This window comes from Arthrobacter sp. 01N444 (assembly GCF_056399305.1).
Genome location: NZ_JBFTRB010000008.1, coordinates 67,456 through 82,862 on the forward strand (window position 1 = coordinate 67,456; position 15,407 = coordinate 82,862).

A 15,407-nucleotide genomic window follows, 5' to 3' on the forward strand; every position below is an offset into this window, starting at 1 on the left:
GCTATTTCACTTCGCTCTGGGTGTGTTCTTCGAAGATTTTCTTCCAGGAATCCAGGGACGTAAGTTCCGGCATCGCCGCCTTGTACTGCTTGCTCAGCGACTGCCAGTCCTTGAGCAGGGCAGCGTGCAGGCGGCTGCTCTCGGTGAGCATTTCCCGCACGCGCTTGGGGTCCCGCTTGTACCAGGAAGCGCCGGTTCCTTCAGCGTTGGAGACGATGGCGCTGTCGAACTGCGCGATCCGCCACCAGCGGTTGTCCTGGTGCGCAATGTTGGTCTGCGGACGTTCCGCACTCGTCTTGGTGACCGGTCGGAACAACTGGCGTGCGACAGTCTTGGCAGCCCAGGGAAGGAGGGTGACCCTGGACGGCTGCGACACGCCGTGCCCGCGGCGCGGCGGCTTGTCCATCTTGGGCGTCGGGAAATCGTCCGCGTCGGCCTGGAAAATCGAGTCCGAGTAGCCGGCCATCATCTTCCGGATCTCGGGCAGCTTCGAGGGCAGCAGGTCCGGCAGGTCGGTCGGGCCCTTGAGAACATCCTCAAGCGCCCAGCCACGGCCGTGCGCGGTCGCGTACTGCATCGACACGAGGTGCTTGATGTCCGCATACTGCGATTCGCGCACCACGCGGCCGCCGTGCTCGTAGGGGCTGTGGAGCAGCGCCGCCACGATCCGGTTGCGGGCGTGGAAGTAGGCCTGCCAGCCCACGAGATCGTCTTTGTCGATCCAGGACACATGCCATACGGCCGAACCCGGCAGGGAAACTGTTGGGAAGCCGTGCGCCTTGGCGCGCAGCCCGTATTCCGAGTCGTCCCACTTGATGAAGAGCGGAAGGGAGAGGCCGATTTCCCGGATAACCGAGGTCGGGATCAGACACATCCACCAGCCGTTGTAGTCCACATCGCAGCGGCGATGCAGCCAGGAGGTCTGGCGCAGGTTCGAGGACAGGAAATCATGCCCAAGGACCATGTCCTCGCTCGGCAATGATGGCTGGAAGCGGTAGGGGTTGACAACCTCGCCGAACGTGTGGAGAACCGTCCGGTTGTAGAGGTCGAACATGTGGCCGCCGACGATCGTCGGCGTCTTGCAGCGGTCCGCGAACGTGAGCAGGCGGATGATGCTTTCAGGCTCAACCACGATGTCGTCGTCCATGAGCAGGACGTAGTCACTGCCGTTTTCGACGGCCTCGAACATGCCCCGGGCAAAGCCGCCGGAGCCGCCGAGGTTCGACTGGTTGATGATCCGCAGCTTGCCGCCAAGAGATTCACGGACTTCGGCGAAGCCGTCCGCGTCCTCGACCTTCTGCGTGCCCTGGTCAACCAGCAGGATCTCCTGGACATGCTTGAGGGCATCGGGGTTCTCGGCCAGCAGCCGAAGATTGTTGAGGCAGAAGTCCGTCTTGTTCAGCGTCGTGATCTGCAGAGTGACAGACCCGGGCGTGCTCTCAACAGCGGGGCCCTGCCATTCGGCGTCGACCATGACAAGCGGTTCGGAGCCCGCCACGAGGTCGAACCAGTACCAGCCGCCGTCGCCGAAGGGCGCAAGGGACAGCTCAAAGGTGTTCTCCGCCGAACCCTCGACGCGCCGCGTGTCGACGCGCTGCAGGGATCCGCGGGCGTTGGACTTGTAGACGATGACGGATCCGGCGCCCTGGGTGCGGACCTGAAGGCGGACCTTGTCCACCGACGTCCAGCGCCGCCAGTAGCTCGCCGGGAAGGCGTTGAAGTAGCTGCCGAACGATACCCGCTCCCCCGAACGGACCTTGGTGGAGCTGCGGGACAGGAAGTCTTCAACGTGGGCTTCCTTGGTGGAGCTGCTGAAGGACTGTGCCCGGGCCTTCTTGCCGTCGCCGCTGCCGACCGTAGGAAGCTGGATGCCGGTCGCGGTACCCATGTCCATGTACAGGGGAACCGTGTCCATCTGGCTGGCGTTGGGCAGGATGACCCGCTGCAGGGTGTCCCACTGCTGGGCGGAATCTACCTGGGTGTCGGTTGCGGCGCTCATGCGTCCACTCCTCCGCTTTCAATCTTTGCGCCGCCTTCGAAGTGCGGGCGGATCTTGTTGTCGAACATGGTCAGGGCCGAGCCGATCGCCATGTGCATGTCCAGGTACTTATAGGTACCGAGGCGGCCGCCGAAGAGGACATCCTGCTCGGCCGCGGCCAGGTCGCGGTACTTCAGGAGCCGGTCGCGGTCCGTGGGCGTGTTGATCGGGTAGTAGGGCTCGTCGCCCTTCTCCGCGGCACGGGAGAACTCGCGCATAACGACCGTCTTCTCCGTCTGGTAGTCGCGCTCCGGGTGGAAGTGGCGCGGCTCGATAATGCGGGTGTACGCAACGTCTTCGTCGTTGTAGTTCACTACCGACGTGCCCTGGAAGTCCCCGACGTCGAGCACTTCTTCTTCGAAGTCGATGGTGCGCCAGGACAGATCGCCTTCGGCGTAGTCGAAGTAGCGGTCAACAGGTCCGGTGTAGACGACCGGGATGTTGCCGACCACCTTGCCCTTGCTGTACTCGTGGGACTCATCGAAGAAGTCCGTGTTGAGCCGCACCTCGATGTTGGGGTGTTCGGCCATCTTCTCGATCCAGGCCGTGTAGCCGTTGGTCGGAAGGCCCTCGTACTTGTCGTTGAAGTACCGGTTGTCGTAGTTGTAGCGCACCGGAAGGCGGGAGATGATGCCCGCGGGCAGGTCCTTCGGATCCGTCTGCCACTGCTTGCCGGTGTAGTGCTTGATGAACGCCTCGTAGAGCGGGCGGCCGATCAGCTGGATGCCCTTGTCGTTCAGGTTCTGCGGATCGGTGCCGGCCAGTTCGCCGGCCTGCTCCTTGATCAGTTCCTGGGCCTGCCCGGGGGTGAGGTTGGCCCGGAAGAACTGGTTGATCGTGGCCAGGTTGATGGGCAGGGAGTAGACCTCGCCCTTGTGCACGCCGTAGACCTTGTGGACGTAGTTCGTGAACGTCGTGAAGCGGTTTACGTACTCCCACACGCGGTCGTTGGACGTATGGAAGAGGTGGGCACCGTAGCGGTGCACCTCAATGCCGGTCTGCTCTTCCTTTTCGCTGTAGGCGTTGCCGCCAATGTGGTGCCGGCGGTCGATGACGACTACCTTCAAGCCCAGCTCAGTGGCGGCCTGTTCTGCGATTGTCAGGCCGAAAAAGCCCGACCCTACGATGACGAGGTCAGCGGTCACAAACTCTCCTGGTTCGAATGCGGGCAGCGCAATGTTGTGCATTGTCTGCTGGTCTAGCCTACCTGAGACCCTGCGGGTACCGGCGAATCGCGGCTGGCCCCGCGATCAGATGCCACCCCCGTCACGGGTCCGGGAGCCTCGCATGGCGGGGGCAGCGGCGCCGCTCCGAAGCGTTTTCCACATGGATCATTTTCCCCGGCGCTGCCGGGCCGGAGCCTCCCTACTGTGGAACAGGACCCGTGGAACAGGACGGCCGCTCGGAAAGGATGCCGCGGATGATTTACCACTGCACTCTCGCGCCCAGCAGCCTGATGCAGAGCGCCCCCGCAGCAGGTACGACGCCGGACGGGCAGCTCATTGAGCTGTCCGTCGAGGTCCCCGACCCGTGCCCGGGCGCGGACCTGGAGGCTGCCGTCGCCCGGTGCTACGGGACCGGTGAGCTGTCGGTCCGCGGAGCGCCGGTCGCCGCCATGACCGTTGGCGTGCCTCCCCTGGTCCAGGGTGCTGTGCTGGTTGAGGGTGCTGGGCTCGTGCCGGGATCGGGGGCGGGATTCAGCTCCGGGCCGGGCCGACGGCACACTGCCACGTTGCTGCTCGCCGTGGACAGCGGTCCCGGCGCGGGCACGCTGGTCGCCCTGCGGCGGGGAAGCTTCCGGATCGGACGCGGGGGCACCGAGGTCGTGATCCCTGATGCCGCGCTCTCCCGGGAGCACGCGCGCCTGGACGTCGGGGACTCGGACGTCACGATCATGGACCTCGGCAGTGCGAACGGCACCAGCGTCGATGGCCGGAGCGTGCGAACGGCCCCGGTGACCACGGCGTCCTCGATCCGCTGCGGCGATTCCACTATCTCGCTCCGGCTCGGGCCATCGGGCGTGCCCCGTGCTGCCCCGGACGCCGTGACGGTGCTGGCAGGCTCCAGCGTTGCCGCGCCGCTGGTTGTCCGCGGCACCGCCGCCCAAGGCCACCGGGCCGCCATGGCGCTGGCCGCGGTGCTGCCGCTCCTGGTCGGCGTCGGCATGGCATTTCTCACCGGCATGTGGATGTTCCTGGCCTTCACCGCAGTCTCTGGCGTGTCCGTCCTGGTCCCGTTCCTCTCGGGCCGCCGCCAGCGTCGCGAGTTCCAGGCCGCTGTGGCGGAGGCCGCCCTGCAGGACAGGGAACGACGCCGGCACGCCGCACCTCCCGCGGCTGACCTGACCATTGGTTGCGCGGCTGCGGTGCCCCCGGCAGCCCGTGCGCCTGGCGGGGAGCCGCCGGAAATCTGCCTGCGGCTCGGGCTGGCGGAACAGAGCGCGAATATCCGGCCCGAACCACCCGACGCCGGCTTTCGGCCACCGTCGCTCGGCCAGGTGCCCCTGACCTTGGACCCGGTCCCGGCGGTGGTGACCGTCCACGGCCCCGCGCCCGCGACGGCCGGACTGATGCGCTCGTTCATCCTGCAATTGGCCGCCTATCCCCTGGCGGACAGCACCCGACTGCTGCTGCATGGCCCTGCGGACACGGTGCCGTTGCCGGCGCGCTTCCTGCCCGGCGTCACACTGTCCGCGAATGACGCCACCACTGCGGCCGTGCTGGCCGCCGGTTCCGCCGCTCCCGACGGTCCAGGCGCTCCCGACGGTCCAGGCGGTCCAGGCGGTCCCGGCCGCCCCGGCGGCCCCGGCGATCCCGGCGGTCCCGGCGGTCCTCCGGGTCATGGCGGGGGATTTGACCGCGGCGTCCTCATTCTTTGGGACACTCCGGCGCAGTCAGGCGCCGCGCCCGGTCCGGGCGCTGCTGGCGCCGGCCCGGCATTCAGGGCAATGGCGGCGGCGCATGGGTGGAGGGTGATCGAGTGCTCGCCGGAGCCCGGTCCCGGCGTACACCCCGGCATTGTCCTCGGCCGGCGCGGCGCCCTGATCAAGGTTGGGTCCCCGCCCGTGGACTTCGTGCCGGATCTGGTCCCGGCCGAGGTCTTTGACCGCTTTTGCCGTGGGTTCAGCGCCGCACGGCGTACGCCGCCGGCTCCCCCGCCGGCTATCCCCCAGCATTGCAGCCTGGCCGACGTCCTTCCCCTCGCGGCACAGGACATCTCCCGGCGCTGGTCCCGGAGCGGCGCGGAGGCCGGGCTGGGTACGCCCGTCGGCGTGGCGGCCCGGGGTGCCGTGCGGATCGACCTGAAGGCTGACGGTCCGCACTTCCTGGTCGCGGGGACCACGGGTTCCGGAAAGTCGGAGTTGTTGCGGACTCTTGCTGCCGGCCTCGCGGCCAGCCATCCGCCGGACCGGGTCAACTTGCTCTTCATAGATTTCAAGGGCGGCTCCGGCTTGGGTCCGCTCACCGGCCTCCCGCACTGCGTCGGCATGCTGACCGATCTGGGCGCTGCGCAGGTGGAGCGCACATTGGTTTCTCTGCGGGCCGAGGTCCGCCGGAGGGAGGAACTGCTCGCCCGGGCCAATGCCCCGGATCTCGCGGCCTACGAGGCGTCACCGGCCGCCGGACCGCCCGTCCCCTCTCTGGTCATCATCGTTGACGAGTTCAGGATCCTGGTGGACGAAGCGCCCGGCGCCCTCACCGAACTTATGAGGATTGCCGCCATCGGCCGGTCACTGGGGATCCACCTCATCATGGCCACCCAGCGCCCGCAGGGAGCCCTGAACGCCGACATCAGGGCCAATGTCACCACCTGCATCGCGCTCCGGGTCCAGTCCGGCCCCGAATCCTTCGACGTTATGGGCTCCGGGCTCGCGGCCGCGATTCCCATCGCACGCCCCGGGCGGGCGTTCCTGGTCCGCGGAGCACAAGCTCCGGAGAAATTCCAGACAGCCACCCTGACGCCCCGGGCCGACCCGCGGTCAGACGGGACGGTCGCGGTTCGCACGGCCACGGACGAGCTGACCCGGCCACCGGCAGCCGCCGGTTTCCGGGCCGACGGCTCCGCCGGACGCGAAGCAGACGACGGCGCGGCCCTGGCACCGGTTCCGGCTCCGGCGCTGGCTCCGGCCTTGACTCCGGTGCAGGGGGCGGCGGCGTTGATCGACGCCGCTGCGGCCGTGTGGCAGGGTCTCGGCACACGAAGGCCCCGCCGGCCGGTGGCAGATCCGCTGCCGGCCCTGCTGCCGCACCCAGGTTCCGGGCACGCCGGGCGGGACATGGTCCGGCTGGGGCGGGTGGACCTGCCGGAGCTCCAACGCGTCACGGAGCTGGGCTGGAGTCCCGCCGGGCATGGGCATCTGGGCCTTGTCGGCGCTGAAGCAGGTGCCGGGGACCGAGTATTGGCCCTCGCGGTTGATCAGCTTCTGGCCGGCAGGGTGGAGTCGCACCTGTACATACTTGACGCCGCCGGCGCTTTCAGCGGCGCCGCAGCGGAATCCCGGGTCGGCGCCGTAGCCGGCCTGCACGAAGTGCGCCGGGCTGCCAGGGTGCTGCGGCGGATTGCCGAAGAAGCCACGTCACGGCTCGGTGCGCCTGCGGGCCGGCCGCGGCCCGGGCTGGTCCTGGTGGTCAGCGGCTGGGGCGCCTGGGTTTCGGCATTCCGGTCCGGGCCGCTGGCCTGGGCAGAAGACCTCGTTCATGACATCGTGCGGGACGGTTCCCGGGCAGGGATCACTGTCCTCGTCTCCGGCGGGCGTGAGCTCGTGACCGCGAGGTTCTTCGCTGGCCTGCCCAACCGGATTTTCTTCCCTTTAGGCTCTACCGACGAAGGCCGCCTTGCATGGCCGCGGCTTCCCGCCCTGGAGCCTCTCCCCGGCCGCGTGGCCGTGTTCGGCGCTTTTGTTCCCGCGCCTGTGGCGACCGGGCATGCGGCCCAGCTGTTCGAACCAGCGGCCGCGGACGGGCTGCGTCCCACGAGTGGGGCCGTTTCAACGAGGCCCTTCCGGGTGGACGCGCTGCCCGGGTCGGTGACCGTGGACGAGGTGCTGGCCCGGTGCGGCTCCGGTCCAGGGCAGAGGATTCCGGCGCCTGCTGCCGCGCCCGGCCCGGCGGATGTCCCAGTCCCGGCGGTTGCTTTGGTCCTCGGGGTCGGCGGGGACGAACTGCGGCCGCAGGGGATCCAGTTGCCCTCCGGCGGCGTTCTCGCGGTCCTCGGCGGCCCCGGCTCGGGGAAAAGCACGCTGCTGGCTGCGCTGCCGGGGATGAACCCTGCTTGCGCCTGGCTCGCGCCGCGGCCGGGAACCGCTTCCGGCCAGTACTGGTCCGGGCTCCACGCCAGCGCGCTCGCGGGCACCTTGGACCGGACAGCGATTGCGCTCGCAGATGACGCCGATCTGCTCTCACCCGAGGCCAACAGGGCCTTGGCGTCCCTGAACAGCCTGGGCTGGAGGGTGATCCTCACCGCGGGATTTGGCCCGGGCTTTGGGCAACGGGTGGATCTCGCTGCCATCGCGCGCGGCCAGGGGCGGGCGGTCCTGATACGTCCGCGCGGGCTCATGGACAGTGAGCCGTTCGGGGTCCGGTTCGAACCGGAGCACAGTCCTCCGCCGGGACGCGCCGTCGTCATTTCCGACGGCCGCGCGACGCCCGTCCAGCTGGCTGCGCTCCGCCCGGCCGGCCGGGCGGCACTCCTCCGCGCCGCCGGCGGCCCGGACCACATCTCCCCCGGGCGGCACGCCGCACGGGACGGACCTCTACAGGGCGGGAGGGGCTCCGGCAGCCCGTGAGGCGAACGCTATGACCCGCTTGTCGAACAGAAGCACGATCGCCGTCACAGCGGGGATCAGCATGGCCAGTCCGGCCAACGGATAGCCGCCGGTCAGGGTGGGGAAGCCAATGGTCAGCACAAAGATTTGGGCCACCAGGGCACCGGCCCGCGGCCAGCGGAACCCCCGCAGCAGGAAGCGTGCGACGGCAAAGAGCCACACGGAGAAGGCCAGCAGCAGGCAGAGCGTAAAGACGGCACCCCAAAAAGAGAGTACCGGCGCCCCGGTCAGAAGCTGGGTCCCGTACCAGACGGCAGCCACGAGCAGCGCCGTGGCTTCCAGTGCCACGACCACAGCGATGACAACAATTCCCCGAGGCCGCACAAGGCCACTGCCAGGGGCTTCGCCCGGATTCGGCAGTGAATTTGCTTCGGGAGGCCCGCCGGCATTTTCAGGGAGACTCTCACCGGGGTTTTCGCGGGGATTCTCACCGGGGTTTTCGCCGGCATTTTCACGGGGATCTTCAGGGTTCACAGGGGGCCTTGACACACTGGCACACTACCGGACATAGTCGTCTAGATGTGAGGACGCCGCCACTGAATGTGATGCATCGCTCACGGTCTCGAGGCATCTTGGCCTCTATTACCCCTTGTTTACACAGCGTTAACATGACACGCTTAATCCAGATGACCGAGGGGGCCCCAATGGGCCCTTTTCTTATGAAGCCTCTAGTGAATAATTTCACAAAGGCATTTAACGAGTTCCCAGGAATGGAGTGACTGATCAGCATGGATTGGCGTAACCGCGCAGCCTGCCTTGACAAGGACCCGGAGCTGTTCTTCCCCGTAGGAAACACCGGCCCTGCCCTCCTGCAGATCGAGGAAGCGAAAAGTGTTTGCCGGCGCTGCCCGGTCGTGGACACCTGCCTGCAGTGGGCATTGGAGTCCGGCCAGGATGCCGGAGTGTGGGGCGGGATGAGCGAGGACGAGCGCCGCGCCCTCAAGCGCCGCGCAGCACGGGCACGGCGCGCCTCCTAATTCTGCTGCCCAAGCACCGATAGCTACGGTGCCGGCAACGATCGCACGACCCTGCAGCAATGGCCGCGGACCCACAGGTCCGCGGCCATTGTCCGTTTAAGCCGGTGCACCCGGAGCCGGTGGTGCGCCCGGCATCAGCGCGGCGTCAGGATGTCAGCGCGGCGTCAGGCTCAGGACAATCTGGACTGCGGTTCCCCCGCCGTCCCTTCCCTGCCAGTGGATAGTGCCACCGAGTTCACTCATGACCAGCGTGCGGACAATCTGCAGGCCCAAGCCCTCGACGTAAGGCGTGTCCGGCAGTCCGACGCCGTCGTCCTCCACCGTCACGGTGAGAAGTTCATCCCCGTCCTCGCTCTCCGACCGGTCGGCGATAAGCCAGACAGTACCGGTGCGCCCCTCCAGCCCGTGCTCGACCGCGTTCGTGACCAGCTCGTTGATGACCAGGGCCAACGGGGTGGCGAAGTCGCTCGGCAGGTCGCCGAAGAGGCCGGAACGCTGTGTCTTGACCTGCTGCGAGGGCGAGGCGACCTCGGCAGAGAGCCGGAACTGGCGGCCGATGAGCTCGTCAAAATCAACGCTCTGGGTCAGGCCCTGCGAGAGCGTCTCATGCACGAGGGCAATGGTCGCCACCCGCCGCATGGCCTGCTCGAGCCCCTGTTTGGCCTCGTCGCTGACCATGCGCCGCGACTGCATCCGCAAGAGGGCGGCGACAGTCTGCAGGTTGTTTTTCACCCGGTGATGGATCTCGCGGATCGTGGCGTCCTTGGTGACCAGCTCCATCTCCCGGCGGCGCAGCTCCGAGACGTCCCGGCACAGGACCAAGGCGCCGAACCGCTGCTGCTCGTCGCGCAGCGGGATCGCGCGCAGCGAAAGACTCACGCCGCGCGACTCGATTTCGCTGCGCCACGGCATCCGGCCCGTGACGACGAGCGGCAGGGTTTCATCGACCATGCGCCGGTCCCGCAGAAGCCCGGCAGTGACCTCGGCGAGGGACCGGCCCTCGAGGGACTCGCCGTCGCCGAGGCGGCGGAACGCGGAGACCCCGTTGGGGCTGGCATACTGCACGATCCCCTCGGCGTCGAGCCTGATCAGACCGTCCCCCACACGCGGCGCGCCGCGGCGCGAGCCTGTGGGCGACGCGAAGTCCGGCCACAGGCCCAGGGTTCCCATGCGCAGCAAATCGTAGGCGCATTGCCGGTACGTTAGCTCGAGCCGCGAGGGCATCCGCGAACTCGACAGGTCCATATGGGAGGTCACGATCGCCAGGGTGCGGCCGTTGCGGACCATCGGGACCGCCTCGACCCGCAGGGCCATGTCGCTGCTCCAGTTGGTCTCGTTGGAGCGTTCGATCGCGCGGCTCTCCCACGCCTTGTCGACCAGCGGCTGCAGGTCCGACCGGATCCCCTCCCCCACGAAGTCGGCGTGGAACACCGTGTGCGTGGTGGAGGGGCGGACGTGGGCCAGTGCCACATAACCGAACTCCGGGTGCGGAAACCACAGGGCCAGGTCGGCGAACGCGAGGTCGGCGACCATCTGCCAGTCGCCGACCAGGAGATGCAGCCATTCGGCATCCCCCGGGCCAAAATCAGCATGTTCCCTGATTGGGTCCGTAAAGATTGCCACAGCACCTCCATTTGCGACGCCAGGGACGGCAGCCCCTTAGCGTCGGACGATTGACCTCAAGAGCCTCAATGCTACCGACAGTGAGGCCATGTCATCGGCCTCGAGCGCATTGACCTCATCAAACATTGACTTCGCCCGGCCCAGCTGCTCCGCGTTCTGGCCCTCCCAGACCGCAAGACGCTCCTCGGCGGGAGTCCCGGCCGGCGTGCGCTCGAGCACCGCCGTCGTCATGTCCGAGACGGTGGAGTAGAGGTCATCGCGCAGGGCTGCGCGGGCCAGGGCCTGCCAGCGGTCCTCCCTCGGCAGCTTGGTGATGCGTTCGAGCAGGGAATCTGCATGGAAGCGGTTGAAGACCGTGTAGTACACGTGGGCAATATCGGCCACGGATTCCTTGCTGCCGTGGACGATCTTGGCGATGTCCAGGAGCACGAAGCTCTCGAACAGTTCCGCCCAGCGGTGTGCCAGGTCTTCCGGAAGGTCCCAGCTGCGCGCCTTCTCCAGCCATTCGGCCACGCGGGCGCGGTCGTCACCCCGGAGGTAGTCGAGCAGCCGGGCCCGCATGGGATCCATCAGCGGCTTGAATTCGGCCACGATCTCGGCGATCGGACGGGACGCCGAGCCTTGGCCGAGGAGCCACCGGACGGCGCGGTCCAGCAGCCGCCGGATGTCCAGGTGGACGGTGCTCCAGTGTTCGGTCGGGAACGACGCCGGCAGTTCGTTGAGTTCCTTGACCATGATGTCGAGCTCGTAGACCTCGCGGAGGGCCACGAACGCCTTGGCGACGGCGGCCTCCGTGGCCGAGGTTTCCTCGATGGCACGGAACGCGAAGGTGATGCCGCCGAGGTTGATCATGTCGTTGGCAACCACGGTCGCGATGATCTCCCGGCGCAGCGGGTGGGTGTCCAGTTCGGCGTCGAACCTCTCCCGCAGCTGCTCCGGGAAGTAGGCCCGCAGCGTCATGCGGAACCACGGGTCATCGGCGAGGTCGCTGTCGCGCAAAGCGGTGGCAAGTTCGATCTTGGCGTAGGCGGCCAGGACCGACAGCTCCGGGGAGGTCAGCCCCTGGCCCTGTTCCAGGCGCTCGCGCAGCGTGTCCGTGGTGGGCAGGGCCTCGAGGTCCCGCTTGAGGTCCGCCGACTTTTCCAGCCAGTCCATCAGCCGTTCGTAGCTCGGGCTCCATTCGGAAACCCGCATCCGGTCGTTGAGGAGCAGGATGTTCTGGTCGATGTTGTCCTCGAGCACCAGCCGGCCGACCTCGTCGGTCATCGAGGCCAGGAAGTCCGCACGCTCGGCGGGCTCAAGCTTGCCTGCCGCCACCATCCGGTCCACGAAGATCTTGATGTTGACCTCGTGGTCCGAGCAGTCGACGCCGGCCGAGTTGTCGATCGCGTCCGTGTTGAGGATGACGCCCTGCAGCGCGGCCTCGATGCGTCCGCGCTGGGTCATCCCCAGGTTTCCGCCTTCCCCAACCACCTTGACCCGCAGTTCGCGGCCGTCAACGCGGATGGCGTCATTGGCCTTGTCGCCGACCTCGGCATTCGTTTCGGTGCTGGCCTTGACGTAGGTGCCGATGCCGCCGTTGTAGAGCAGGTCGGCCGGGGCGAGGAGGATGGCGCGCAGGAGCTCCGGCGGGCTGAGTTCCGTGGTGCCCTCCGGGAGGCCGAGGGCGGTCCGGATCTGCGCGGACACGGGGATCGACTTGGCCTGCCGGGCAAAGACGCCGCCGCCTTCGCTGATGAGCGATTTGTCGTAGTCATCCCAGGAGGACCGGGGCAGTTCGAAGAGCCTCTGGCGTTCCGCGTAGGACGTTGCCTCGTTAGGGGTGGGGTCGAGGAAGATGTGCCGGTGGTCGAAGGCAGCCAGCAAGCGGATGTGCTTGGAGAGCAGCATGCCGTTGCCGAACACGTCGCCGGACATGTCACCGACGCCCACCACGGTGAAGGGCTCGGCCTGGGTGTCGAGGTCCAGTTCGCTGAAGTGGCGCTTGACCGACTCCCACGCGCCGCGGGCGGTGATGCCCATGGCCTTGTGGTCGTAGCCGACGGAGCCGCCGGAGGCGAAGGCGTCGCCGAGCCAGAACCCGTATTCGCCGGCCAGTCCGTTGGCGATGTCGGAGAATGACGCCGTACCCTTGTCGGCCGCGACCACAAGGTAGGAATCGTCGTCGTCATGGCGCACGACGTCGGCCGGGGGCCGGACGGTTTCGCCCTCGGGCGTCACGATCAGGTTGTCCGTGATGTCCAGGAGTCCGCGGATGAACGTTTTGTAGCTCTCAACACCTTCGGCCATCCAGGCGCTGCGGTCTGCCGCGGGGTCCGGGAGCTGCTTGGCGTAGAAGCCGCCCTTGGCGCCCGTCGGAACAATGACGGCGTTCTTGACGGTCTGCGCCTTCACCAGGCCCAGGATTTCAGTGCGGAAGTCCTCGCGCCGGTCCGACCAGCGCAGGCCGCCGCGGGCCACCTTGCCGAAGCGCAGGTGCACGCCCTCGACCCGGGGCGAGTAGACCCAGATCTCGAACATCGGCCGCGGGAAGGGCAGGCCCTCGATCAGGGACGGATCCAGTTTGAAGCTCAGGTGGGGCTTGTTCTGGAAGTAGTTCGTGCGGAGCGTGGCCTGGATCAGGTTCTTGAACGTGCGCAGCAGGCGGTCGGCATCGAGGGTCGCGACCTGCTCAATCGCTGCATCCAGTCCGGCGAGGACCTCTACCTCCCTGAGCACGCGGTCGGAGTCGCTGAGCGCCGGGTCGAACCGCGCTGTGAACAGGGCGCTGAGTCCCCGGGTGACGTCCGGGTTCGCCAGCAGGGTGTCAGCCAGGAATCCGAAGGAGTTGGTGTTGCCCATTTGCCGCATGTACTTGGCGTAAGCGCGCAGTACGACAACCTGGCGCCAGTGCATGCCCTCCCGCAGTACCAGCCGGTCGAAGCTGTCGGATTCCACGGCGCCGGTCACGGCGGCGCCGAAGAACTCGCCCAGCAGCTGGCCGGTGGCCTGGGGATCCACGCCGGCGGGGTACTTGAGGCCGAGGTCGTAGAGGAAGAAGTCCCGGTGATCCGCGGTCTCGATCTCGAACGGGCGTTCGTCCAGGACCTCGAGGCCGAGGTTGTGGAAGTACGGCAGGATCTGGCTCAGGCTCTTCGGCTCCAGCATGTAGAGCTTGACCCGGGCGTCCTCTTCCAGTGTGGCTCCGGCGCCGTCGGGGAGGTACACGTGGACGCCCGGGTGCTCCTTGACGGCTTCGCCGGCCCGTTCGGCCGCGGCACCGTACTTTTCGAAGCGGTCGATGTCCTGCAGCGCGTCTTCGATCTCGTAGTCCACCCGGTATCCGGCCGGGAACGCCTCGGCCCAGACCGCTGCCAGTTCCTTGGCGCCGTCCTCCTTGGTGCCGCCGTCGCCGCGGGCGCGCAGAACTTCGGAAATGCCTTCGCCCCAGGAACGGGCGGCCCGGACCAGCCGCTTCTCCAGTTCGTCGCTGTTGACGTTGCTGACGTCGGCGTCCTTGGGCAGCCGGATCCGGAAGAAGAGGCGGGCCAGAGCGGACTCTGTCATGCGCGCCTCATAGTCGATGGAGACGGCGTTGAAGGTCTCCCGCAGTTCCTGCTCAATGCGCAGGCGGACGTTGGTGGTGTAGCGGTCGCGGGGCAGGTAGACGACGGCGGACATGAAGCGGCCGTAGATGTCGGGGCGGAGGAAGAGCCGCGTCCGGCGGCGTTCCTGCAGCCGCTGGATGCCGGTGGCGATGGCGGCGAGGTCCGGGATTTCGATCTGGAAGAGCTCATCGCGCGGATAGGTTTCAAGGATGCCGAGGAGGTCCTTGCCCGAGTGCGAGTCCGGCGGGAAGCCGGCGTCGCTGAGAACAGCGGCGACTTTCTCCCGGACTACGGGGATATCGCGGACGGAACCGGCGTAGGCGGTTGTGGCGAACAGGCCGATGAAGCGGCGTTCGCCGTTGACGTTGCCGGCCGCGTCGAAGCTTTTAACGCCGATGTAGTCCAGGTACGCCGGGCGGTGCACGGTGGAGCGGGAGTTCGCCTTCGTGATCACGAGTGCGCGCTTCTCGCGGGCCTTCTTCCGGCCGGCCTCGGTGAGGTGCTGGACCTGGCGGGTGTCCGCACCGGCGCGGAGCAGGCCGAGGCCGCTTTCCTCGCGAAGTTCAAGGACATCCTCGCCGGATTCGTTCACGAGGTCGTATTCGCGGTAGCCGAGGAAGGTGAAGTTCCCGTCATCGAGCCAGCGGAGCAGGTCCTGGGCCTGGCGCAGCTCGGCAATCTGCGCCCGGTTGGCTACCCTGTCCAGATCCGCGGAAATTTCAAGGGCTTTCGTGCGCATCTTCGGCCAGTCTTCGACTGCGGCGCGGACGTCGCCAAGCACGCGGGAGATTCCCTTGACCAGCTCCGCGCGCTTCTCCTCGCCGACGAGGTCGATCTCGACGGCGATCCAGGATTCCATGTGCGAGGCGTTGTCGCCCTCGGCGATCAGGTGGGAGAGGTTCGGCATGGCCGCCGTGTCACCGCTGGAGATGCCCAAGTGGGAGGGGACGCGGGCCACCTTGACGAGGTTGCCCGTCTCCCGGTTGCGGGTCACCACGAAAAGCGGGTGCAGCACGAGGTGGATGGGCGCGTTCTGGCGGACCAGCTCGGCGTTGACGGAGTCCACGAGGAAGGGCATATCGTCGGTGACGATGTACAGGACGCTGCAGTCTGCCTCGTCACGAAGGTCGATGTTCGCGATGCCCGGCTTCCGCGTCGCCGCGATCTGGCGGTGGGTTTCGGTCCTTGCCGTCAGGACTTCCTGGGGATAGGCCCGGAAATCCTCCTCCGCGAGGTGCTCGTAGTAATCCCCGAGGTAGCTTTCGCTGCTACCGATCGAAACGGGCTGATCCTCCACGCTGGACCCAGACGACATCGAAACGCCTCCATAAAAGAAGTTCACAGCCGCCTCTTTGCGG

General features: G+C 67.3%; 7 protein-coding genes. 2 read left to right on the plus strand and 5 right to left on the minus strand.

Translation table 11 applies throughout. From position 1 onward, the window contains the following. Position 1 precedes the first annotated feature (1 nt). Both AC1DKN_RS11525 and glf read right to left on the minus strand, forming a co-directional pair. Positions 2 to 1,999, minus strand: coding sequence for a glycosyltransferase (locus AC1DKN_RS11525; RefSeq protein ID WP_476848793.1), 1,998 nt, complete (start codon positions 1,997 to 1,999; stop codon positions 2 to 4). Next, complete coding sequence (gene glf / locus AC1DKN_RS11530) at positions 1,996 to 3,183, minus strand: UDP-galactopyranose mutase (protein WP_223916143.1); 1,188 nt, start codon at positions 3,181 to 3,183, stop codon at positions 1,996 to 1,998. Before glf ends, AC1DKN_RS11525 begins: the two co-directional genes overlap by 4 nt. A 275-nt stretch (positions 3,184 to 3,458) precedes the next feature. On the opposite strand from glf, the gene AC1DKN_RS11535 reads away from it, so the two are divergent. Beyond that, positions 3,459 to 7,823: an FtsK/SpoIIIE domain-containing protein gene (locus AC1DKN_RS11535; protein ID WP_476871323.1), complete on the plus strand. Its 4,365-nt coding sequence runs from the start codon at positions 3,459 to 3,461 to the stop codon at positions 7,821 to 7,823. Here the strand turns inward: AC1DKN_RS11535 and AC1DKN_RS11540 are convergent. Beyond that, positions 7,791 to 8,150 carry a hypothetical protein gene (locus AC1DKN_RS11540; RefSeq protein ID WP_476856692.1) on the minus strand — a complete coding sequence of 120 codons (360 nt, stop codon included), beginning with the start codon at positions 8,148 to 8,150 and terminating at the stop codon, positions 7,791 to 7,793. The two genes, AC1DKN_RS11535 and AC1DKN_RS11540, sit on opposite strands and share 33 nt — an antisense overlap. A gap of 440 nt (positions 8,151 to 8,590) precedes the next feature. Here AC1DKN_RS11540 and AC1DKN_RS11545 point away from each other — a divergent pair, with 440 nt between their 5' ends. Continuing rightward, positions 8,591 to 8,839: a WhiB family transcriptional regulator gene (locus AC1DKN_RS11545; protein WP_003804966.1), complete on the plus strand. Its 249-nt coding sequence runs from the start codon at positions 8,591 to 8,593 to the stop codon at positions 8,837 to 8,839. Between the two features lie 153 nt (positions 8,840 to 8,992). Here the strand turns inward: AC1DKN_RS11545 and AC1DKN_RS11550 are convergent, their stop codons facing one another. Together AC1DKN_RS11550 and AC1DKN_RS11555 are read right to left on the minus strand one after the other, a co-directional pair. Beyond that, the gene (locus tag AC1DKN_RS11550; protein ID WP_223916150.1) at positions 8,993 to 10,462 is read right to left on the minus strand and encodes a sensor histidine kinase; all 1,470 of its coding nucleotides are present in this window, start codon (positions 10,460 to 10,462) and stop codon (positions 8,993 to 8,995) included. Positions 10,463 to 10,498: 36 nt separating this feature from the next. Continuing rightward, positions 10,499 to 15,364, minus strand: a complete 4,866-nt coding sequence (locus tag AC1DKN_RS11555; protein ID WP_476871324.1) for an NAD-glutamate dehydrogenase — start codon at positions 15,362 to 15,364, stop codon at positions 10,499 to 10,501. Positions 15,365 to 15,407: the final 43 nt, after the last annotated feature.

Bases quoted from the DNA above. Each gene is read 5' to 3' on its own strand.
- AC1DKN_RS11525 (WP_476848793.1), bottom strand. From the start codon at position 1,999: ATGAGCGCCGCAACCGACACCCAGGTAGATTCCGCCCAGCAGTGGGAC.
- AC1DKN_RS11545 (WP_003804966.1), top strand. From the start codon at position 8,591: ATGGATTGGCGTAACCGCGCAGCCTGCCTTGACAAGGACCCGGAGCTG.
- AC1DKN_RS11555 (WP_476871324.1), bottom strand. From the start codon at position 15,364: ATGTCGTCTGGGTCCAGCGTGGAGGATCAGCCCGTTTCGATCGGTAGC.
- AC1DKN_RS11535 (WP_476871323.1), top strand. From the start codon at position 3,459: ATGATTTACCACTGCACTCTCGCGCCCAGCAGCCTGATGCAGAGCGCC.